Origin of the sequence: Arthrobacter sp. NPDC093125 (assembly GCF_044754225.1) — a bacterium.
GTDB lineage: Bacteria > Actinomycetota > Actinomycetes > Actinomycetales > Micrococcaceae > Arthrobacter.
Genome location: NZ_JBIVOQ010000001.1, coordinates 276,122 through 296,505 on the forward strand (window position 1 = coordinate 276,122; position 20,384 = coordinate 296,505).

General features: G+C 67.2%; 16 protein-coding genes. 5 read left to right on the top strand and 11 right to left on the bottom strand.

The window, feature by feature from the left end; genetic code table 11:
- Nucleotides 1–16: 16 nt before the first annotated feature.
- The 3 genes from ACIP9X_RS01285 to ACIP9X_RS01295 are packed head-to-tail and all read right to left on the bottom strand — an operon-like array spanning nucleotide 17 to nucleotide 3,229.
- The gene (locus ACIP9X_RS01285) at nucleotides 17–994 is read right to left on the bottom strand and encodes an ABC transporter permease (RefSeq protein ID WP_400477903.1); all 978 of its coding nucleotides are present in this window, start codon (nucleotides 992–994) and stop codon (nucleotides 17–19) included.
- Nucleotides 981–2,069 (bottom strand): ABC transporter ATP-binding protein, encoded by a 1,089-nt coding sequence (locus ACIP9X_RS01290; RefSeq protein WP_400477904.1) that lies wholly within the window; start codon nucleotides 2,067–2,069, stop codon nucleotides 981–983. Before ACIP9X_RS01290 ends, ACIP9X_RS01285 begins: the two co-directional genes overlap by 14 nt.
- Nucleotides 2,066–3,229, bottom strand: a complete 1,164-nt coding sequence (locus ACIP9X_RS01295; protein ID WP_400477905.1) for an outer membrane lipoprotein carrier protein LolA — start codon at nucleotides 3,227–3,229, stop codon at nucleotides 2,066–2,068. The genes ACIP9X_RS01290 and ACIP9X_RS01295 overlap by 4 nt, the downstream gene beginning before the upstream one ends.
- A 167-nt stretch (nucleotides 3,230–3,396) precedes the next feature.
- Between ACIP9X_RS01295 and ACIP9X_RS01300 the strand changes: the two genes are divergently transcribed.
- On the top strand, nucleotides 3,397–4,056 hold the full coding sequence (locus ACIP9X_RS01300; protein WP_400477906.1) for a DedA family protein: 660 nt from the start codon (nucleotides 3,397–3,399) through the stop codon (nucleotides 4,054–4,056).
- A 3-nt stretch (nucleotides 4,057–4,059) separates the two neighbouring features.
- Here ACIP9X_RS01300 and ACIP9X_RS01305 read toward each other — a convergent pair whose 3' ends face one another.
- The gene (locus ACIP9X_RS01305; protein WP_400477907.1) at nucleotides 4,060–6,765 is read right to left on the bottom strand and encodes a PEP/pyruvate-binding domain-containing protein; all 2,706 of its coding nucleotides are present in this window, start codon (nucleotides 6,763–6,765) and stop codon (nucleotides 4,060–4,062) included.
- 3 nt (nucleotides 6,766–6,768) lie between these two features.
- A complete protein-coding gene (locus ACIP9X_RS01310) occupies nucleotides 6,769–7,806 on the bottom strand; it encodes a universal stress protein (protein ID WP_400477908.1) in 1,038 nt (345 codons plus the stop codon).
- 433 nt (nucleotides 7,807–8,239) lie between these two features.
- Between ACIP9X_RS01310 and ACIP9X_RS01315 the strand changes: the two genes are divergently transcribed.
- Nucleotides 8,240–8,872: an FAD-binding protein gene (locus tag ACIP9X_RS01315; protein ID WP_400477909.1), complete on the top strand. Its 633-nt coding sequence runs from the start codon at nucleotides 8,240–8,242 to the stop codon at nucleotides 8,870–8,872.
- A 26-nt stretch (nucleotides 8,873–8,898) separates the two neighbouring features.
- Here ACIP9X_RS01315 and ACIP9X_RS01320 read toward each other — a convergent pair whose 3' ends face one another.
- Nucleotides 8,899–9,495: a copper resistance protein CopC gene (locus ACIP9X_RS01320; RefSeq protein WP_400477910.1), complete on the bottom strand. Its 597-nt coding sequence runs from the start codon at nucleotides 9,493–9,495 to the stop codon at nucleotides 8,899–8,901.
- Nucleotides 9,496–9,605: 110 nt separating this feature from the next.
- Between ACIP9X_RS01320 and ACIP9X_RS01325 the strand changes: the two genes are divergently transcribed.
- Complete coding sequence (locus ACIP9X_RS01325; RefSeq protein ID WP_400477911.1) at nucleotides 9,606–11,048, top strand: NCS2 family permease; 1,443 nt, start codon at nucleotides 9,606–9,608, stop codon at nucleotides 11,046–11,048.
- A 163-nt stretch (nucleotides 11,049–11,211) separates the two neighbouring features.
- Complete coding sequence (gene hutG, locus ACIP9X_RS01330) at nucleotides 11,212–12,228, top strand: formimidoylglutamase (protein WP_400477912.1); 1,017 nt, start codon at nucleotides 11,212–11,214, stop codon at nucleotides 12,226–12,228.
- 67 nt (nucleotides 12,229–12,295) lie between these two features.
- On the opposite strand, the gene ACIP9X_RS01335 is transcribed toward hutG, so the two are convergent.
- Together ACIP9X_RS01335 and ACIP9X_RS01340 are read right to left on the bottom strand one after the other, a co-directional pair.
- Nucleotides 12,296–14,476 carry a transglycosylase domain-containing protein gene (locus ACIP9X_RS01335; RefSeq protein ID WP_400477913.1) on the bottom strand — a complete coding sequence of 727 codons (2,181 nt, stop codon included), beginning with the start codon at nucleotides 14,474–14,476 and terminating at the stop codon, nucleotides 12,296–12,298.
- Between the two features lie 126 nt (nucleotides 14,477–14,602).
- A complete protein-coding gene (locus tag ACIP9X_RS01340; protein ID WP_400477914.1) occupies nucleotides 14,603–15,907 on the bottom strand; it encodes a cation:proton antiporter in 1,305 nt (434 codons plus the stop codon).
- A gap of 202 nt (nucleotides 15,908–16,109) precedes the next feature.
- On the opposite strand from ACIP9X_RS01340, the gene ACIP9X_RS01345 reads away from it, so the two are divergent.
- Nucleotides 16,110–16,370 (top strand): hypothetical protein, encoded by a 261-nt coding sequence (locus tag ACIP9X_RS01345; protein ID WP_400477915.1) that lies wholly within the window; start codon nucleotides 16,110–16,112, stop codon nucleotides 16,368–16,370.
- 165 nt (nucleotides 16,371–16,535) lie between these two features.
- Here the strand turns inward: ACIP9X_RS01345 and ACIP9X_RS01350 are convergent, their stop codons facing one another.
- From ACIP9X_RS01350 to ACIP9X_RS01360, 3 genes are all read right to left on the bottom strand, one after another.
- Entirely contained in the window at nucleotides 16,536–16,772 is a 237-nt protein-coding gene (locus tag ACIP9X_RS01350) for a hypothetical protein (protein ID WP_400477916.1), read from the bottom strand.
- A 163-nt stretch (nucleotides 16,773–16,935) separates the two neighbouring features.
- Nucleotides 16,936–18,528, bottom strand: coding sequence for a histidine ammonia-lyase (gene hutH, locus ACIP9X_RS01355; RefSeq protein ID WP_400477917.1), 1,593 nt, complete (start codon nucleotides 18,526–18,528; stop codon nucleotides 16,936–16,938).
- Between the two features lie 2 nt (nucleotides 18,529–18,530).
- The gene (locus ACIP9X_RS01360) at nucleotides 18,531–20,285 is read right to left on the bottom strand and encodes a urocanate hydratase (protein ID WP_400477918.1); all 1,755 of its coding nucleotides are present in this window, start codon (nucleotides 20,283–20,285) and stop codon (nucleotides 18,531–18,533) included.
- Nucleotides 20,286–20,384 lie beyond the last annotated feature (99 nt).

Genomic DNA, 20,384 nt, shown 5'->3' on the forward strand with positions numbered 1-20,384 from the left:
CGGGAGCACGGATGTGTCAGGACAGCACGTCCTTGCTGACGAATTTGCCGTAGGCCAGCGCGCCAAACACAGCGATGTATCCTGCCTGCAGCATGGCGTTGCTGGTGAAGGATTCCCAGCCGATGGGCTGGCGCAGCAGGTCCGCGAAACCGAACCAGTAATGGCTGAACAGCCAGGGATGCAGCCATTCCAGCTGCGGCAGCTGGTCCAGCACCTGTGAGGCGACGGACAGGACAATCGTGGCGGCCATGGCCCCTACCGGGACGTCCGTCAGCGTGGACAGGAAGAGCCCGATCGCCGCCAGTCCCAGCAGCGAAACCGTCTGGTAGGCGGCGATCAGCAGCATCCGGCCCAGCGCTTCACCCGGCTCAACGACGTCGCCGGACAGCAGCGGGACCGGGCCCACGGGAAACAGCGCGGCTCCGATGCCGGCTCCTGCGAGCGCCACCGACAGCGGCGCCGCAACGCAGAAGGCCGCCGCTCCGACATACTTCACCACGAGCAGCCGCACCCGACCTGCAGGCGCAACGAGCAGGTACCGGAGCGTGCCGTGCCCGGCTTCCCCGGCGATGGTGTCCCCAGCCACGACGCCGATGGTCAGCGGCAGGAACAGCGGCACGGCGACGATCAGGGCCGTGACCCCCACGAACAGGCCGTTTTGGGTGATCCGGTCCAGGAAGGCGGGCCCCCGGCCCGGCGGCACTGCAGAGGAGATGCGGACGACGACGGCGATCAGCACCGGGATAGCCGCCAGCGCCAGCAGCAGGGCCTGCGTCCTGCGCCGCCGGAACAGCAGCTTCAGTTCCGAGGCAAAAAGGGCCGCACTCGACGGACGGCGCGCCGCGGCGCCCGCTGCGGGTGGCGCTGTCGCGCTACGTGACGCATCTCCGTGCGAATCTCGGCCTGGCTCACTGTGCGACACCGCAGTGCGCGCCAGCGGACTGCGGTTCATCGGACTGCGCGATTCCTCGTTCTGGGATTTACTGTGCGACATCGAAGCCCTCCCCCGTCAGTGCCACGAAGCGGTCTTCCAGGCTGCCCCTCTCCACCGTGAAGCCGCGGACCCGCACCCCGCCGGCCACCAGGGCGGCAACGATCGCCTCCGGAGCGGCTGGCTCCGCCCCTGCCCGGTCCGCCGGAGTTGGATCCGCTGTCGGCCCCGGCCCGGTCGGCCATGCAGTTTCTGGCAGCACCGCCGCGTCGGGCAGCACTGCCGTGATGACGGCGCCCTGGCCGTCAGGATGACCGAGGACCGGAGTCATGCCCAGCCGGGCCAGCACCTCCGAAGCCGGACCGGCGTCGGGCGTCAGCAGCCGCAACTGTGCGGTACCGGCCTGGCGGAGCTCGGACAACGTGCCTTGGGCTACGAGGCGGCCAACGCTCATGACCGCCGCGTGCGTGCAGATCTGTTCAACTTCGGCGAGCAGGTGGCTGGACACAAAGACGGTAGCCCCGTCCGCCGCCAGCGACCGGACCAGGCTGCGCACCTCCCGGGTGCCCTGCGGATCCAGCCCGTTGGTGGGTTCGTCCAGCACCAGCAGTTCCCGGTCGGAGAGCAGGGCATTCGCGATGCCCAGCCGCTGCTTCATTCCCAGTGAGTAGGCGCGGACCTTCTTCTTCGCAGCGTGCGAGAGCCCCACCCGCTCAAGGGCTTCCGCGACGCGCGCACGCCGCGTGCCGGGAACGGCGTGACGGTCCGCGGCGTCGAAGCGGCTCAGGTTGGCCGCTCCTGAAAGGAACGGATAGAAGGCCGGCCCCTCGACCAGGGCGCCGACCCGTGGCAGCACATCATCGAACCGCCGCGGCATCTCCAGTCCGAGCACGCTGACCGTACCTGCTGATGCAGAGGCCAGGCCCAGCATCATCCGGATGGTTGTTGTTTTCCCTGAGCCGTTGGGGCCCAGGAATCCGAAGACAGATCCCCGGGGCACGGCCAAGTCGATGCTGTTGACGGCCAGCTGGTGGCCGAAGCGCTTAGTCAGCCCCCGGGTCTCGATGGCGAGCCCGGAAGCTCCGGACCCGGAAGCCCCGGAAGCCCCGACCCCGGAACCCCTTTCAGCGGGCGTCACCTCCGGGCAGCGGCTGCCTGAAGCCGCTCAAGGGGTACCGACCCGGCGAAGACCCGGCCGTCGTCGGTGAACAAGACATTGAGCAGGGACGTCGATATCGCCCGGCCCTCAGGAACGGTGACGGTTGCCTGCCGCAGCAGCGGATCCGTCAACAGAGCGTCGATGGAAGGAATGCCGGCACCAGGGGCAGCTGCGTCAGGTGAAGTGCCCTGTGCCGGGAATTCCACGATGGAGTCCCAGCCCGAGCCTGTCACCCACCGCGACTTCTTCGCGGCGGCCGCTGCCTTGCCATCCCCGGCATGATGCCTGCCCGGGATTCCGGCCCCAGGCCTTGCGTCGTGGTGGTGCGGGGGAAGCACGTGCTCCTTGATGGTGGCACCTGGCGGCGGTGTGAAGTTGAAGAGTCCGGCGTCCGGTGTTTCCAAGGTCAGGCTGGAGAAGGCGGTCCGGAAGGCGGGTTCAGCCTGTCCGCGGGCCCGGACCTCGACACTGAGGGGAAGGCCTTTCTCACCGTCCACGGCAATGGCCACTGACTCCACCAGCGTTCCCTGGGACCTGGGTGCAATTCTCAGGTTGTACGCAGCCCGGCCGGCGACCTCCAGATCGTCACCCACCGTCACTTCGGTGGAGGCATCAATCTTCGCGAGCACCCGTGCTGCCAGTTCCTCCGGCGTGGCCACGGATCCCGGCATCCGGGTGGCAGGCGGCGTGCTGCCGGCATCCTTCTTCTTGAGGGCGTCCGGAAGCGTGACATGCGTGGCCGTGTTGTCCCTGGAGTTGTACAGCCAGACTTCGTTGCCGTTGCGCACCGCATCACGTTCGGCGAGCCGGTCCATCACTTGGATCCGAACCTTGGCGGGCCCATCAACGAAGACCCGGGCGGTGTGCGGCCCCGTCAGCAGTTCAACGGCCGAGCCTGCTCCCGCGCCGGAGGTCGGGCCGATCTGCGGAACGTCGGGCAGGCCCAGGTCCGAGGTCTGTTCCAGCGTTCCGGACAGTGACTTTGTGGAGTGCTGGGCGATCATGGCGAGTACCTGCGCGGGCGTCCTGTCCGGCAGAGGGTCCCGGGCGCTGGCCGGAACGGATCCCGCCAAGACCCCGGCAGCGATCACAGCAGGCACTGCCGCGGCGGGCATCCACCGCAGCCACTTGGAGGTCATCTCGGGTCTCCTCCGACGCAAGCGGGTTATATCCTCAGGGTACGCCTCGCCCCTCCTCCTGACAGCCCCCAATATGCTCCGCCCAGGACCCTCCCCGGCTTTCCTAAGTGCACTCACTAGGCAAGACTGGACGGAACGCGTTGATCCAGTTTCAGGAGCCCGAGCACATGTCTACTCTTACGGCAGCCTCCAGTCCTGCGGATGAGATGACCGGAATCGTCGGCTTTGCAGCGCGGTCCATCGAGGCGCTGGGCGAATGGGGAGTCGGGTTGTTCACCCTGGCTGAGACAGTGTTCCCGCCGATCCCCAGCGAGGTCATTCTGCCCCTCGCCGGTTTCCTGACCCGGCAGGGAACCATGAACCTTGGCCTGGTCTTTGTCACGAGCACCCTCGGAGCGTATCTGGGAGCCCTGGCCCTGTACTTCCTAGGAGCGAAGGTGGGACTCGAGCGCTCCATCCGCCTGCTGTCCAAACTGCCCCTTGTGGACCGCAGCGACTTCGAAACCGCGAACGACTGGTTCCGGCGCCACGGGAAGTCCGCAATCTTCTTTGGCCGGCTGCTTCCGGGCGTGCGCAGCCTCATCTCGCTGCCAGCCGGAGCGCAACGCATGCACCTGGGCACCTTCAGCCTGTTCACCATCGCCGGAAGCGGGATCTGGAACGGGGCACTGCTGGGCTTCGGCGCCCTGCTGGGGCGCCAGTACACGATGGTGGAGCAGTACTCGCGCTACCTCAATTACGCGGTGTACGGGGGTCTCGCGCTTTTCGTTGTCTGGCTCGTGGTCCGGTATGTCCGGCGCAAGAGAACCGCCGGCCAAACGCAATAGCCGCTACCCGCCGGGCACCACGGTGCCGGCACCGCCGTCGACCGTTATCTTCTGTCCCGTCCGGAGGCGGGCGGTTGCGTCCGGGACTCCGACGACGGCGGGAATGCCGTACTCCCGCGCCACTACAGCGCCGTGCGAGTTCGGCCCGCCCATCTCCATGACCAGCCCGCCGGCGGTGAGGAACAGCGGGGTCCAGCCGGGATCAGTGGAGGGAGCCACGAGGATCTCGCCCGGTTCCAGGTGCGCGCCCACCGGATCGAGGATGACCCGCGCTGCCGCGGTCACGGTGCCGGCGGAGGCGGGGCTTCCGGCGAGGGCACCGTCCGCTGCGGCACCGGCAACCGCGGCGGGAAGCAGCGTTTCGGGTTCGGTGCCGTCCGAGAGCAGCACCCGCGGGATGTGGCGCCGCTCCAGTTCAAGGTAGTAGGTGCCCTGCCGCCGCGCCACGAGGTCCTGCATGTCAGCGCCGTCGAGTGCGCGTTCCACGTCGGCGAAGTCGAGGAAGAAGACGTCTTCAGGGCGCGCGAGCCGCCCGAGCGCAGCCAGTTCTTGCCCCACTTCCGCCATCTGCCGGCGGACCTCCGCCAGTGCCAGGACGATCTGGTACTTGGGGCGTTCGCGCAAGCCGACAAAGAGCCGCGCCCGTCTCAGAGCGGCCCGGACCACGGCGCCTCGGAACCGCCCCTTCGAGGTGGCCTCCGCCACGAGCCTGGAAATGTGCGCCTCCGCTTCCGCCGCGGCCCGGCGGAACTGCCGGTTGGGGGCAAGGTCAGGGTCCTCCAGCCGCAGGTAATTGGCGAGGACGCCGAGAATGTGGGAGGGATCGTCCCTCCACCGCGGCATGCCGACGTCGATTTCCGCCACGGCCCGGTGCCCGTAGCGTTCCAGGAAGCGGGTAAGCCCGGACTGGGCTGTGGCAGGCAGCTCCCCCGACTTGAATTTCCGGGCGAGTAGAGCGAGAGGCTGCTCCTCGAACACCCTGCGGGCTTCGCCGTCGCCGCGAAGTTCAGTTGCCAGCTGCCAGAGATCCAGATCCATCTCGGTGGTGACATTGTTGGGGAGTCCGCGGAGTATGGGCTGGAGGTCGGCCCGCCGTTCGCGCCCGCCCACCAGCTTCCCGGCAAGCGCAAGCAGGGCAAAGCCCGCTGCCGGCAGCGGAAGAATGGAAGGCGCAATCAGAAATGCCCCCGCAAGCACCCCCTCTGCATGCTCGAGCCGTTGCCGGGAAGACGCGCCGGCCGGCAGCTCCAGCGCCTCGCTGAAGTCCCGGCTGAAGTGTTCCACCCGGCGCAGCGCAGCCTCCGGCCGGAACAGGGCGCGCAGCAGGGATTCCGGCACACGGGCCCGCAGAGCCAGCGGTCCCACGTGCCGCAAAAGAGCCCACGGAGTGCGGCGGATCACCGAGAACCGCGGATCCTTGAACACGCCGCGCAGCACAGCTGCGGACCGCGCCTCCATCATGTCAAAGGCCTTCGGCACGACCGTGCGGCCCACGGAGCTGCGGGCGGCCGCAGTCAGGTCGATGAATATACGCTGGCCCGCTTCGGCGAAAGGCGGCGGGCCTGTCCGGGGATCGGGAACGTCAAACGACGCCGCCCGGGCCACCGAGGAGCCGAAAAGCCGGAAGGCGGCGATCCCCATCGGCGTCAGCGGCCGCGTCAGCCCTTGGGCGAGGCTGAAGCAGAGAAAGACCCGCGGCCCTTCCTCCGCCCGGACCGCACCGGGTGAAGGGAGCTTCTCCGGCAGGGGGTACAGCGTGGTGACGGGGCGGGACTGTGTCAGCCAGGTCTTGCCCATAGCGTCGATGACCCATTCGGTGTCCTGCGGTGATCCGAAGTGGTCTTCCGCCGTGCCGCCCAGTGCTGCCAGCGCGCGCAGCTGTGCGTCCGTCAGGCAGGCTTCTTGACCGGCCGCGGGCCGGTCCACGCGCTCGGTGCCGCCTCCGGGCAGCGGCCTGACGAGGAGGCGCTTGTCCCCCAGCCGCCGCTGCAGGATCTGCCCCGCGTCGATGTCCACCACAAAGTGGTCCGGATTCACCGCGCCGGACACCACCGCCTCCCCCAGACCGGGGCTGGCGTCGATCACAGCCTCCCGGCGGCGCCCGGTGACCGGGTTCGCGGTGAACATCACGCCCGCCACTGCGGCGTCCACCATGCGCTGGACGACGACGGCGAGCGCCACTGCGGACGGGTCGATCCCGCGGTCAGCGCGGTACGCCACCGCCCGGTCGGTCCACAGGGATGCCCAGCAGTCACGCACTGCATCCAGCAGCGCCTCCGTGCCGACCACGTTCAAATACGTGTCCTGCTGCCCGGCAAAGCTGGCCAGCGGCAGGTCCTCCGCGGTGGCCGACGACCTCACGGCGACCGGAACGTCCGGCAGCTCCGCGCTCCCCAGCTCCCCGTAGGCTGTGCGCACTGCCTCGGCGATGGCGGGTGGCAGCTCCGCCGAGGTGATCAGGCTACGGGCGCGACCGGCCAGTCCGGCGAGGGCGCCGACGTCGTCTGAAGGGGCGGCCTGCAGGGCTCGGTGCACGTCTTCAAGTCCCAGCGGAGCCACGGCCTGCAGGTACGCCTCGGTGGTGAGGCAAAAGCCGTCCGGCACCGGCAACCCGGCCGACAACAGTTCACCGAGGTTCGCGGCCTTGCCGCCCACGCGGGAGAGCATCCCGGCGCTGACGGCGTCGAGGCCGAGAACCAAGGCGTTCATTGGCTACGCGGCGCCCAGCATAGGACCGAAGCTGGCGCGGTCGGCAAGCCGCGGATCCTCCCTGTCAGGAACCACCATGACGGGGCTCTTCGCGTGGTGCAGCACGCCGTCGGAGGTGGAACCCAGGAGCATGCCCGTGAATCCGCCGCGGCCGCGGGTGCCGACCACCACGAGCTCCACGTGGCGGCTGGCGTCTACCAGCACGTCCACAGGGGAACCGTCCAGCAGCCGGGTTTCGATGGTAAGCCGGGGGAAGTGGCTCTGCAGCCAGGCGACACCGGCCTTGAGCTGGACCTGGATATCCGCGAAGAGCGCCTCCCGGTCCATCGGCGCGGGCACCCATGCCAGCGAGCCGCTGTACTGGGGAACGGCGCAAATCACCCGAAGGGGCGCGCCGAGCCGCCCGGCCTGCTCCGCAGCTTCCAGCACGGCCACCCGTGCCTGCTCGGACCCGTCCACACCGACCACCACGACGTTCTCCACAGGGAGGCGCCCTGCCTTGGCCTGTTCCGCCTTGATATGCCTGTCCTGGGTGGTCTCGCCCAGCCGATCCGCGCAGACGAGGGGAACGGTCACGGTGGCGCACTTGGCATGCGCCGGCAGGGCACTGCTGACCGAGCCAAGGAGCCGCCCGACGAAGCCGCCGCGCCCCCTGGTCCCGAAGACCAGCAGCTCGGCGGTTTCCGACATCTCGAGCAGCACGCCCGAAGCGTCACCGTTCTCCACGGAGGCGGTGACGTCGATGTTGTAGGGAGCCACCTTGTCCACCGCATGCTTAAGGATGGCTTCGGCACCCTCGCGGATCACGGAATCGTCGACTGTGGCGTAACCGCCGTCGAGGCCGGACGCCGCAAAAATGGGAACGGAATAGGCTGTGACGATATGGAGGGGACGACGGCGGCGCTCGGCTTCGCGGGCGGCCCACACCAGCGCGCACTGCCCATGCTCAGAACCGTCGACGCCGACCACTATCCCCTCGGGCCTGACGGACCTGCCGCCGCCCTCCCGTGCCGGGTCCGGATGCAACTCATCTGCGCCCATTATCGGGTCCGCCTCCTCGCGTACTGCCTGATGATGCGGCCATTCTGCCAGAAGGAGGCACCATCGCCGTCACCCGGGCAGGTCATCTTTGCGTGATCGTAAGATACCTGCTCTTTTACATAACTATTCTCGGTCCGGAGGCCGTTAGCAAGCTTGCCGGAAGTGCCTCGCACCGCGCTGACCTGCCCGTTTTCCCCACGGGCCTCCGGGCCGGCAGGAACCCTCTTCCGGCCACCCCGAAGGGGCTTTTCGTCAAAGTCCGGAGCGGGCTACCCAGAGCCCAAAAAAGTCTGTATTCTTCGAGGCACTGTTGATCCGAGAACTGTGTTTCAGAACACATCCCGGACCACGTTTCTGTGTCTGCTAGCGGGGGCAGCGGACGGTGCAGGGCACTGGCGCCCCGCACCTCGAAAATGTCGAGGAGGAAGCTGTAGTGTCAAGCACGCCTGGTCTCAGCGGGGCAGAACGTACCACCACTGTGGTCATCGGTACAGGGCTTCCCGGCCTGGCCATCGCCACTGAACTCTGCCGCCGCGGGGTGGACGCCATCATCGTCAGCGGCCTCGAATCCCCCGGCACCGGCGACGCCTTCCAGGCGGCACCCCGGCAACGGCGCGACGCCCCCGGCACACCCTCGCGCGAGGAGCGCAACGAGATCCTGCGCCAGCTCCGCAACTATGCCTCAAGCCACCACCTCGACATCCGCAATGACACCTCGGCCGTGCTGCTCGACAAGATGGGCGCCGACGCTTCCCTCCACCGCTGGGCAGTACACACCCCAGACGGCGTCCTGCTGGCAGACCACATCGTCCTGACGCGCTGCGCCAACAGCCAGCTGCGCCGCATGCTCACCGACCTGGGTATCTCCGTGGGCCAGAACCTGGTGGCCGCCATGCGCGCCATCGGCATTTACCTGGTGGGTGTGGGGGAACTTATTACCCCGACGCCCAGGGAAGTGCTCCGGCAGGCCAAAGCGGTAGGCCAGGCAATCTCCGCCAAGGTCAACCCTGACAGCGTCCCGTCCGTCCTGACAGGCAGCTTCGCAGCCCTCCCCGCCCCGCTGTAACCAGAACGCGAGCCAGCCTTACGGGGTTACTGCCCCGTTCCGTCGGCAGGCTCGTCGTCCACCCCTAGCTTCCGCCGCGCCAGGACACCGAGGGCAACCAGCAGCCCCACGGCCACGGCGGCAAACACCACCAGGCTCCACGGGAAAGGTTCCGAGGTTTCCGGTGCCTTCTCAGGTGCCGGGGTGAGGCCCGGCTGCGGTGTGCCGGCCGTCGGAACCGGCGCGGCCGCCGTCGAGCCTGCCGCCCCCGCCGTAGCTGTGAACGTGAAGGTGCCCTCAATGGGATGCGAGTCCGAACTGACCACGCGCCACTGCACCGTGTATTTACCCGCCGGGGCACCCTCGCGGAGCTTCTGCGTGGCCACGTTGTCCACGATCTCCACCTTGCCGTCAGCCCAATCGGTTCCGGCCGGATCGTTGACCCTCATCTGGGAGCCCAAACCGAGCGGGTTCTGGTTGAACGTCACGGACACCTCCGCGGGCGGGGTGGCAACGGTGGCGCCGTCCGCCGGGCTGCTTCCCTCGGCAGAGTCATGGGCTGAGGCCGGACCGGCGGCGAAAAGCAGCGCGGCGAGGGCGATTGCACCCAATACGGCGGTCAGCAGCTGGCGGATGGAAGGCATGGCGGATTTCCCCTTGTGTTGGCTTCCTTACAGACTAGGCGAATTTACCGGGGACCATCCCAGCGACCGCATAGGATGCAAGCATCCCCACAAAACCTCCCGGAGGACTAATGCTTAAGCAGGGCTCTGCACTGGACCGGTACTTCAAAATCTCTGAACGGGGGTCAAACGTCTCCCGCGAGATCCGCGGCGGTTTTGCCACCTTCTTCGCCATGAGCTACATCGTGGTGCTGAACCCCCTGATCCTTTCCGGTCCGGACTCCACCGGAGCCACCCTCGGCTTCCCCGCCGTGGCGGCTGTCACCGCGTTCGCGGCGGGCATCCTGACCATCCTGATGGGCGCATGGGCGAAGCACCCGTTCGCGATGGCCACCGGGCTGGGCGTCAACGCCTTCGTGGCGGTCACGGTGGCCACCAACCCGGGCCTGACCTGGCCGGACATGATGGGCCTGGTGGTCCTCTCCGGCGTCACCATGCTGATCCTGGTGCTGACCGGCTTCCGGACCGCGGTGTTCAAGGCGGTGCCGGACGGGCTCAAGACGGCGATCGTTGTGGGGATCGGCCTGTTCATCGCACTGATCGGTTTGGTCAACGCCGGCTTTGTGCGGCGCATACCGGACGTTGCGGGCACCACCGTGCCCGTCGGGCTCGGCTTTGACGGCAAGCTCCTCGGCTGGCCCACGCTTGTGTTCATCTTCGGCCTGATCCTGACCATCGCCCTGCTGGTCCGCAACGTCAAGGGCGCCATTCTCATCGGCATCATCGCCTCCACCATCCTCGCGGTGATCCTGGAATTCACCCTCCGCATCGGGCCCAGCTTCGACGGCGAGAACTACAACCCGCAGGGCTGGTCGCTGGTGGCCCCCAAGTTCACCGAGTGGGCCGCCCCCGACCTCTCCCTCATCGGCAAGGCGAACCCTGCCGGCGCCTTCGGGCACCTGGGCTTTGTGGCGGCAACCCTGCTGGCGTTCGTGATCCTCCTCAGCATCTTCTTCGATGCAATGGGAACCATGGTGGGCTTGGCCAACGAGGCCGGAACGGTGGACAAGGACGGCAACATCCCCAACGTGGACCGCGTGCTGCAGGTGGACGCGCTCGGTGCGATCGTCGGCGGCGGCGCCTCGGTGTCCTCCAACCAGATCTACGTCGAATCCGGCGCGGGCATCGGCGAAGGCGCGCGGACCGGCCTGGCCTCGATCGTGACGGGCCTGCTGTTCCTGGTGGCCATGTTCTTCACCCCGCTCATCAACCTGGTGCCGTTTGAGGCGGTGGCCCCCGCCCTCGTGGTGGTCGGCTTCATGATGGTGGCCCAGGTGGGCAAGATCCACTGGCAGGACTGGGGCATCGCCATCCCCGCGTTCCTTACGTTTACGCTGATGCCCTTCACCTACTCGATCGCCAACGGCCTGGGCGCCGGCTTCATCTCCTACGTCCTCATCCGCGCCTTCCAGGGCCGCGCGAAGGAAGTGCACCCGCTGATGTGGGCCGTGGCGGCGGCGTTCGTGCTGTTCTTTGCCATCGGCCCCATAGAGCAGGCCCTCGGCATGGAGTAGCCACCGCCTTTCTCTCCCCTTCGCCCAGATGGCACCTGGCGGCAGTGTTCTTCCCGGACCCTGCCGCCATGTGCCATCTCGCGTTGGAGGCGTTTCCGGTATTTCAGACACTGCCGCGCCGGCGCTGCTGGCTTTCGCCCGGCGGGTGCGGTGAGCTTGAAGCATGGATTTTCCTGCGCTCTCTGTCGATGTTCAGCCCCACCCGTGGACGGGCCGTTTCGACGGCGACGGCGAAGCCCACCGCCGCTGGTGGCAGGCCGTGACCCCTTATGCTGAGGCCCGGCAGGACCGGAGTCCCCTGCGTGCCGATCCTCCCGTCAGGGTCACCCCTTCGGCCTCGGCCAGTGGCTCCTCCCCGGCGGGACGTCCGGCCGTGATCCTGGGCTTCTGCAGCGACGAGGGCGTGCGGCGCAACAAGGGCCGCACCGGCGCCGCGAAGGCCCCTGCCACCATCCGCAGCGCCCTCGGCCCACTGGCCTTCCACCTTGACCGGCCGGTTCTCGACGCCGGTGATGTGGCGGTCCGGAACGGGGAACTGGAAGCCGGCCAGGCCCGCGCCGGAGTGGCTGTCTCGACTCTCCTTGATGCCGGCAATCTGACCGTGCTTTTGGGCGGCGGCCACGAGACGGCCTTTGCAAGCTACCTTGGCGTTTCCGGATCGGAGGCTGTCAGCCGCGGCAAACGGTGGGGCGTGCTTAACCTGGACGCCCACTTCGACCTCCGCGATGAGGCGGCGCCCAGCTCCGGCACCCCGTTCCTCCAGATGGCCCGGGCGGAAGCTGCGGCAGGCCGCGAACTGAAGTACGCCGTCGTCGGCATCTCCGAACCCAACAACACGCGGACCCTCTTCACGGCCGCGGACCGCCTGGGCGTGAAGTACCTGCTGGACGAGGAGAGCACCCCTGACGCCGTGCAAGCTTTCGTGGCGGACTTCCTGGCAGACATCGACGCCCTGTACCTGACCATCGACCTCGATGTGCTGCCGGCTGCGGTGGCTCCCGGAGTGAGCGCGCCGGCGGCATTCGGCGTTCCGCTGCCGGTGATTACCGCGGTATGCCGCCAGGCGGCTGCCAGCGGCAAGCTGCTGCATGTGGACGTGGCAGAACTAAATCCGGCGTTCGACATCGACAACCGGACCGCGCGGGTGGCGGCACGGCTAATCAGCACGCTGCTGGCGTAGCAGTTGACCTGGCAGCTGGCGCAGGAGCAGTGGGCAGCGCTAACGGCTGCCCGGCTTACGGCTGAACTCAGCGGCCCGGCTTGGGCTTAACCTTGGGCTTGGCGGCCGGCTTCTTCACCATGGAGGCCGGCGGCTTCGCAAATGACTCGGCCGGATACAGCCGGGCCACCTTGTTCGTGTAGTTGGCCCATTGCGGGCCTGCGATCATGTACCCGTCCACCCGCGAATAGAACTTCCCGTTGATCGTGAGGTTCCGGCCGGGCCGTTGCTGGCCTTCCAGGGCATCGCCAAAGAAGGAAGCCGTGGAAAGCCCGGTGGTGTAGCCCACCACCCAACTGGCACCGTTGTTGTTGTTCGTGCCGGTCTTGGCGGCCACCGGCAGCCCGCGCGAGACCTTGGGGTTGATGTGGATTCCTGATCCCACCTTGAGCACGTCCTGAAGGACGGCGTTCACGCCGCGGGCAACGTCACGGTCCACGGCGTCGCGGCATCCTGGCGACTGGACCGGAAGCGGTTTCCCTGCCCGGTCGGCGATCCGCAGGATGGCAACGGGCGAGCAGTAGCGGCCGTCCGCGGCGAAGGTGGCGAAGGCATTTGCCATGGTCAGCGGTGCCACCCCGGTGCCGCCCAACAGGTTGCCCAGCTGGTGCATGTTGACGGGGGTGCCGTCCAGTCCGTTGTGGATTCCCACGGCATTGACCATCTTCTGGATGCCGCAGAAGTCCAGCTGCGCGGCGGAGGCGAAAGTCGCGGTGTTGATGGAGTTGTACAGCCCGTAGTTGACCGGCATCTTCCGGTAATAGCCGGCGTCGGCATTCTGCAGATCCTCGGCGGCCTCAAGGCCGGCCCGGTTCTGCTTCGTGCTGTAGGCTCCGGCCACCTTCCCGCAGGAGGACCGCCAGCGGAACCCGAGCGGGTATTCCCGCTTGGAGGCATCCAAGGTTTGGGTGATGGTCTTGCCCTCGTTCAGCCACTGCGCAAAAGTCAGGGGCTTCATGGTGGATCCGGGCTGGAAACCGCCGGCGCCGTTGAGCTCGTTGCCGTTGGGGTCCTTGGCGTCCACGTTGAAATTCAGCTGGGTATCGAACGTTCCGCTCTTGGGCAGGTACACGGTGTTTTGGGCCATGGAGAGGATCTTGCCCGTCCCCGGCTCGACCGAGACCAGCGCCGCTCCCCATTTGCCCGGATTCGGACCGGCGGTCGCGTTCACCTGGGACTGGGCCGCTGCCTGCAGCCGGGTGTCGAGCGTCGTGGTGATGGTCAGTCCGCCGCGGTACAGCTTTTGCTCGCGGGCTTCGGTGTCCGGGCCGTAGGCCGGATCGTTGAGGATCAGGCGGGTGACGTAATCACAGAAGTAGGGTGCCACCGAGGCGGCGGCGCAGCCCTGCTTGGAGGGCTTGACCTTAAGCCCGATGCCCGCGGCCTTGGCGGCGGTGTGCTGCTTGCGGCTGATCATGCGCTCGCTGAGCATCGCATCCAGCACCTGGTTGCGCCGCTGGATGGAGTTCTTTGGGTTGGCCACGGGATCGTAGAAGCTGGGACTGTTGACCAGGCCGGCGAGCAGGGCTGCCTGGGGCAGTGTCAGCTTGCTTGCCGGAACGCTGAAGAAGTACTGGGACGCCGCCTCGATGCCGTAGGCGCTGCGGTTGAAGAAAACGATGTTGAGGTAGCCCTCAAGGATCTGGTCCTTGGTGAATTTCTTCTCCAGCGCCATGGCAAGGCGCATCTCGCGCAGCTTGTCCCCCATGTTCTTCTGCCCGCTGAGGATCACCTGTTCCTCGCGGCCGGTGGAGATCAGGGCTTCGTTGACGATGTTGGTGACGTACTGCTGGGTCAGCGTCGACGCGCCCTGCCGTTCGCCGCGGGTGAGGTTGCTGGTCAGCGCGCGCAGGACGCCCTGGGTGTCCACGCCGCTGTGCTCATAGAAGCGGGTGTCCTCGATGGCGATCACCGCGTTCTTGATGAACGGCGACATTTTGGCGAGCGGGACCCGGACCCGGTTTTCGGCGTAGAACGTCGCGATGGGCGTTCCGTCCGCCGTCACCATGCGCGTGGTCTGGGCGGGCGGTTGGACGGCAAGCTCAGTGGGCAGGCTGTTGAAGTAGTCGATGGACCGGCTGACGGTGGTCCCGGCAAGGGCCGCCGCCGGCACCAGGAAGCTGGCCACGAGGACCCCGCAGATACCGCTGACAAGCAGGAAGCCCAACATCGCCGCCAGACCCCGTCCAGCCCGGGATAAAAACCTCATCACTGCCATGCTTTCAGCTCACCACGCCTCCGGATCCAATTCAGGATACGCGCCGGCCGTTAGGCAAAGCACATCGGCGGGCAGCGCAGGGCAGGCAGGACAGTGGCAGGTACCGGTCCGGAGGCCTTAGACAGGGGTCTGCGGCGCCTTCCCCTCGTCTCCGAATTTTTCGGCTGCCCGGCGCTCACGGAGCCGGTCCAGCCGCCGCATCACTGGTGCTGTGGTGGCGCCGTGCAGGACAACGGATGCTGCCACCACGAGCCCCACGACCGCCCACAGGTAGTCCGCCTGGTCAGCGAACTGACCCTTGCCAAGCGCGTAGGCCAGATAGTAAAGCGAACCGATGCCGCGGATGCCGAAGAAGGAAATTGCGATCCGTTCGCGGGGACCAGTCTTGCCCCGTGCGAGGGCGAGCCAGCCGGACAGAGGGCGTACCAGCAGCAGGAAAGCCAGGGCAACGGCCACTTCGGCCCAGCCGACGCCGGCCAGCAGTCCCCTGGCTATGGCGCCGCCGAGCAGGACCAGGATCACCACCGTCATGAGGCGCTCCAGCTGCTCCACATATGAGTGCAGGACCTTGTGGTAGCCGTGGGTGTGCTCCGCGGCCCGGATGGTCACCGCGCACACGAACACTGCGATGAAGCCGTAGCCCTCGATCATCTCGGTCACTCCGTAGGCCAGGAAGGTGGCGGCCAGCGCCACGAACCCCTCGGAGTGGTTGGACAGCCGGATGCTGTCATGCCGGGCGGAGAAGAAGAGCCGGGCCAGCAGCTTGCCCGTCCCGAATCCCAGCAGCAGACCCATGCCGATGCGCCACAGCACGTCCACGGCGAACCACTCCGGGAACCAGCCGGAGGGTGACGTCCCCGCCAGGCTCATGGCGATGGCAAGGTACACGAAGGGGAAGGCGAGGCCGTCATTCAGCCCGGCTTCGGAGGTCAGCCCGAACCTGACCTCGTCCTCCTTGTCGGTTTCCTCTTCCTCGTCGGCCGGCTCACCCACCTGGACCTCGGACGCGAGAACCGGGTCCGTGGGCGCCAGTGTGGCCGCGATCAGGACGGCGGCAGCCAGACCCAGTCCGAGTACCCACAGTCCCAGCAGCGTCAGCAGGAGGATGCACACCGGCATCGCTATCCCCAGCATCCGCCAGGTGGTCGCCCAGCGGAGGCGCCCGAGGGGACGGTCAAGAGCCAGCCCGGCGCCCATCAGCGAGATGATGACGCAGACTTCCGTCAGGTGCAGCGTGAAGTCTGAGTGAGCAATCGGGTCCGGGTCAGGGAGGTCGCCCAGCAGCGAGAAGACAGCGAACCCGGACGCCAGAAACACCATCGGCATGGACAACGGCATGTTGCGCAGCAGTTTGGGCAGGACGGCGGCGACAAAGACGGCGGCACCGGCTGCGGCGAAAAGGATGCTCGCGGCTTCAAACATGGGGCCTCCTGGTCCGGGGAGCGGGTGGGTCTGACCAACACTAGCCGCGAATGGCTGCCCCGCGTCCCGTGTGCGGAAGAAAGAAAGGGGAGCTGACAATCCTTGTCAAAGACCTTGGTCAAACACCAGTCATCTGACCTTTGGCGTACTCAGGGGTAGGATGGTCTCTTGGCTCGGCAGAGAAACACAGAAAGTTCGGTACATGAGCACAGCAACCATGGAGCGCCCAACCGCTTCGTCACCCGCGTTTGGCTCCTCGGATTCCCGGTCCATCCAGCTGGCGTTCACCAGCGCAGACCAGGTCCACGAAGGCCTGGACACCGCAGTTGAAGCACTGATTCAGACAGCTGCCCAGGAAGGCACTTGCGGCATCAGGGTTACCCGCCTTGAGCCGGGCCGCTACACCGTCGCCCTCGACGAGTCTGTTCCCTTCGGCGAGACGCACGAGGACCTCGCAGCCTAGTACGCAAAAAGCCCCCGGCTCTGGCCTCCTCCGCCACCGAACAGTGCCACCAAAAGGTGCTACTGAATGGAGCCGGACAATGCCAGGGTCGGGGGCTCTTGTGCCTAATCGGCGTCTGGACTGCTGCCTGACTGCTGCCTGACTGCTGTCAGACGGCCAAGCGGACTAGGCCCGCCGGACCTGCACGCCGTCGGACTTCATGAAGGGCTGCGACTCGGAATGTCCGCCGCCCACAAGCCAGAGGACGTTTCCGCTCCGTGAGATTTCCTCCACCTCGCCGGACGCAATGACATGCGCATGCTTGAGGATCTCGACACGCTCGCCCGGATGCAACAGTCCCCAGTCGGAAACCGTAGCCGCGTGTGCGATGCGCCTGGACAGGACTGCCCCGCGTGCTTTCATTTGAACTTCTACCCCTTTGTATATGTTCTTGCGCCACAGCATCTTCGATGTGACTTTCACTACATCTTCAGTTCTACTACACTCGGCGGCACCATGCCCGCTGCGTTGCAGACTATTTCAGCGGCGCCGGGAATTGTTTCCCGGCGCCGCATATTCTTCAGGTTTAGGCGAGAACGCCAATTGCTGATTCGGCAGCCGCCCGCACTTCCCCCGACGCCACCAGCCGGTCAGCCGCCTCCAGTTCCGGTGACAGGAACCTGTCCGTCCCGGGACCGTCGACGACGGCGCGCAGCGCGGCGATGACCGCGGCGCCCGCAGGGCCCGGGGTCAGGACGCCGCCGGAGAGCTGCGTACGCATGTCGATGGCTCGGGCCGATGTCACGAGTTCCACTGCCAGGACACGGCGGAGGTTCTCCACGGCCTTCCGGAGCTTGCGCGCAGCATGCCAGCCCATGGACACGTGGTCCTCCTGCATGGCGGAGCTGGGGATGGAGTCCACCGAGGCGGGAACGGCAAGCCTCTTGTTGTCCGAGACCAGCCCGGCCTGCGTGTACTGGGCGATCATCAGCCCCGAGTCCACACCGGGATCGCCCGCCAGGAACGCCGGCAGTCCGTGCGAGCGGGCGGGGTCGAGCATGCGGTCGGTGCGCCGCTCAGCTATGGAGCTGAGATCCGCGACGGCAATCGCCAGGAAGTCCAGCACATACGCCACGGGGGCTCCGTGGAAGTTGCCGTTCGAGGAGACCCGGCCGTCTGGAAGGACCACAGGATTGTCGATCGCGGCTGCCAGTTCCCGGGACCCCACAAGGGCTGCGTGGTCTACGGTGTCGCGGACGGCTCCGGCCACCTGGGGAGCGCAGCGCAGCGAGTAGGCGTCCTGCACCTTGGAATCGCCGACGCGGTGCGAGGCCACGATCGGGGAGTTCGACAGGACGCGCAGCATGTTCTCCGCGCTGGCAGCCTGTCCCGGGTGCGGGCGCAGCGCCGCGTGCAGTTCGGGCAGGAACACCTGGTCGGTGCCGAGGAGCGCCTCGACGCTGAGCGCTGCGGTGATGTCCGCCGTCGTCAGCAGTTGCCGGATGTCTGCGATGGCCATGAGCAGCATTCCCAGCATGCCCTCGGTGCCGTTGACCAGCGCCAGGCCCTCCTTCTCCGCGAGAACCACAGGTTCAATGCCGTGCGCGGCGAGGAGCTGGGCAACCGGTCGTCCGTCCTTGCCGCCATAGAGCTCTCCGTCAGGGCCGGTGGCCTCACCTTCGCCCATGAGCACCAGGGCGCAGTGGGAGAGGGGCGCGAGGTCGCCGGAGCAGCCCAGCGACCCGAACTCCCGGACCACCGGCGTGATGCCGGCGTTGAGCACGTCCACCATGGTCTGGAGGACGACAGGCCGAACGCCCGTGCGGCCCGAGGCGAGGGTCTTTGCGCGCAGGAACATGATGGCGCGGACCACCTCACGCTCCACTGCCGGACCCATGCCGGCGGCGTGGCTGCGGATGAGCGACTTCTGCAGCTGTGTGCGCAGCTCACTGGGGATGTGCCTGTTGGCGAGTGCGCCGAAGCCCGTGGAGATGCCGTAGGCGGGAACGTCGCTGGAGGCAAGGCTGTCGATGTGCGCGCGGACCTTGGCCACGGCGTCCAGGGCTTCCGCGGAAACGGTCACCCTGGCGTCATGGCGCGCGACGGCGACGACGTCCTCCGGGGTAGTGCCGCTGGAGCCGAGGGTGACGGTCAGCGGTGCGTGGGTTGTGAGTGTCATTGTTACTTTCCTTCTGGGGCCACGCGAGCAGGGTTCCCTGACCGAGCTTGCGAGGTTAGGGGGCTCGTGGGGATCATGGGGATACGGACGCCGCGCTCTTTGGCGACTTCGACGGCGCGGTCGTAGCCGGCGTCGACGTGGCGGATGACGCCCATGCCCGGGTCGTTGGTCAGGAGCCGCTCTAGCTTCTGGGCCGCGAGGTCGGTGCCGTCGGCGACGGAGACCTGGCCGGCGTGGATGGAGCGGCCGATGCCCACTCCCCCGCCATGGTGGATCGAAACCCAGGTGGCGCCGGAGGAGGTGTTCAGCAGGGCGTTCAGCAGCGGCCAGTCGGCGATCGCGTCAGAACCGTCGGCCATCGCCTCGGTTTCGCGGTACGGGGAGGCGACGGAGCCGGAGTCGAGGTGGTCGCGGCCGATGACGATCGGCGCCTTGACCTTGCCCTCCTTGACGAGCCGGTTGAACAACAGGCCGGCCTTGGCGCGTTCGCCGTAGCCCAGCCAGCAGATACGGGCCGGCAGTCCCTCGAACTCCACCCGCTCGCCGGCGGCGTCGATCCAGCGGTGCAGGTGCTTGTTCTCCGGGAACAGTTCCTTGATGGCCTCGTCAGTGACGCGGATGTCTTCCGGGTCACCGGACAGGGCCACCCACCGGAACGGGCCCAGGCCTTCGCAGAACAGTGGCCGGATATAGGCCGGGACGAAGCCAGGGAACTCGAACGCTCGGCTGTAGCCGCCCTTGCGGGCTTCATCGCGGATGGAGTTGCCGTAGTCAAACACCTCGGCACCGGCGTCCTGGAACTCCACCATCGCCTGGACATGCTTGGCCATGGATGCCTGGGCCTTCTTGGTGAAACCTTCCGGATCGGCCTCGGCTTCGCGGCGCCATTCCTCCACGGAGATTCCCTCCGGCAGGTAGGAAAGGGGGTCGTGGGCTGAGGTTTGGTCCGTGACGATGTCCACGGTGAGCTCCCCGGCACGGTGCCGCCGCAGGATTTCCGGGAACACTTCGGCGGCGTTGCCCACGTAGCCTACCGACCAGCCACGGCGTTCATTCTTGGCCTTGAGAACCTTGGCGATGGCAGCGTCCAGGTCCGTTTCCACCTCGTCGAGGTAGCGCTTGCCGGCGCGGCGGCGCAGGCGGGTCCCGTCGACGTCGACAATAAGGCAGGCGCCCTCATTCAGGGTGACGGCGAGTGGCTGGGCTCCGCCCATGCCGCCGCAGCCGCCGGTGAGGGTCAGCGTGCCGGCGAGGGTGCCGTTCTCGTCACCCGTGAGCTTACGGGCGATCGCAGCGAAGGTCTCGAAGGTGCCCTGCAGGATGCCCTGGGTGCCGATGTAGATCCAAGATCCTGCGGTCATCTGCCCGTACATCATCAGGCCCTCGGCCTCGAGCCGGCGGAACTCGGGCCACGTTGCCCAGTCTCCTACCAGGTTGGAGTTGGCCAGCAGGACGCGCGGCGCCCATTCGTTGGTGCGGAAGACGCCCACGGGCTTGCCGGACTGGACCAGCAGGGTCTCGTCCTTGTCCATGGTCTCGAGGGTGCGGGTGATGGCATCAAACGCGGACCAGCTTCGGACCGCCCGGCCGGTGCCGCCGTAGACCACCAGGTCGTCCGGGCGCTCGGCGACCTCGGGGTCCAGGTTGTTCATGAGCATGCGCAGCGGGGCTTCCGTCTGCCAGGATTTGGCCGTGAGCTCGGTGCCGCGGGCTGCTTTGACCGGGCGGGCACCGGTGGTGAAATCGGCGGGTGCCATGGGGGCTCCTTCATGTTGCTGGTTGGTCTCTGTGTTATCAACTAAACAGCCTCCGCGGTGCGGTAGACAGGGGTTTCCGAAGGCCCCTGTCCGGGATTT

Excerpts from the sequence above, each read along its gene's own strand:
- ACIP9X_RS01360 (WP_400477918.1), bottom strand. The coding sequence starts at position 20,285 with ATGGCACCCGCCGATTTCACCACCGGTGCCCGCCCGGTCAAAGCAGCC.
- ACIP9X_RS01325 (WP_400477911.1), top strand. The coding sequence starts at position 9,606 with ATGCTTAAGCAGGGCTCTGCACTGGACCGGTACTTCAAAATCTCTGAA.
- ACIP9X_RS01285 (WP_400477903.1), bottom strand. The coding sequence starts at position 994 with ATGTCGCACAGTAAATCCCAGAACGAGGAATCGCGCAGTCCGATGAAC.
- ACIP9X_RS01320 (WP_400477910.1), bottom strand. The coding sequence starts at position 9,495 with ATGCCTTCCATCCGCCAGCTGCTGACCGCCGTATTGGGTGCAATCGCC.
- ACIP9X_RS01340 (WP_400477914.1), bottom strand. The coding sequence starts at position 15,907 with ATGTTTGAAGCCGCGAGCATCCTTTTCGCCGCAGCCGGTGCCGCCGTC.
- hutG (WP_400477912.1), top strand. The coding sequence starts at position 11,212 with ATGGATTTTCCTGCGCTCTCTGTCGATGTTCAGCCCCACCCGTGGACG.
- ACIP9X_RS01335 (WP_400477913.1), bottom strand. The coding sequence starts at position 14,476 with ATGAGGTTTTTATCCCGGGCTGGACGGGGTCTGGCGGCGATGTTGGGC.
- ACIP9X_RS01345 (WP_400477915.1), top strand. The coding sequence starts at position 16,110 with ATGAGCACAGCAACCATGGAGCGCCCAACCGCTTCGTCACCCGCGTTT.
- ACIP9X_RS01305 (WP_400477907.1), bottom strand. The coding sequence starts at position 6,765 with ATGAACGCCTTGGTTCTCGGCCTCGACGCCGTCAGCGCCGGGATGCTC.
- ACIP9X_RS01350 (WP_400477916.1), bottom strand. The coding sequence starts at position 16,772 with ATGAAAGCACGCGGGGCAGTCCTGTCCAGGCGCATCGCACACGCGGCT.
- ACIP9X_RS01295 (WP_400477905.1), bottom strand. The coding sequence starts at position 3,229 with ATGACCTCCAAGTGGCTGCGGTGGATGCCCGCCGCGGCAGTGCCTGCT.
- ACIP9X_RS01300 (WP_400477906.1), top strand. The coding sequence starts at position 3,397 with ATGTCTACTCTTACGGCAGCCTCCAGTCCTGCGGATGAGATGACCGGA.
- hutH (WP_400477917.1), bottom strand. The coding sequence starts at position 18,528 with ATGACACTCACAACCCACGCACCGCTGACCGTCACCCTCGGCTCCAGC.
- ACIP9X_RS01310 (WP_400477908.1), bottom strand. The coding sequence starts at position 7,806 with ATGGGCGCAGATGAGTTGCATCCGGACCCGGCACGGGAGGGCGGCGGC.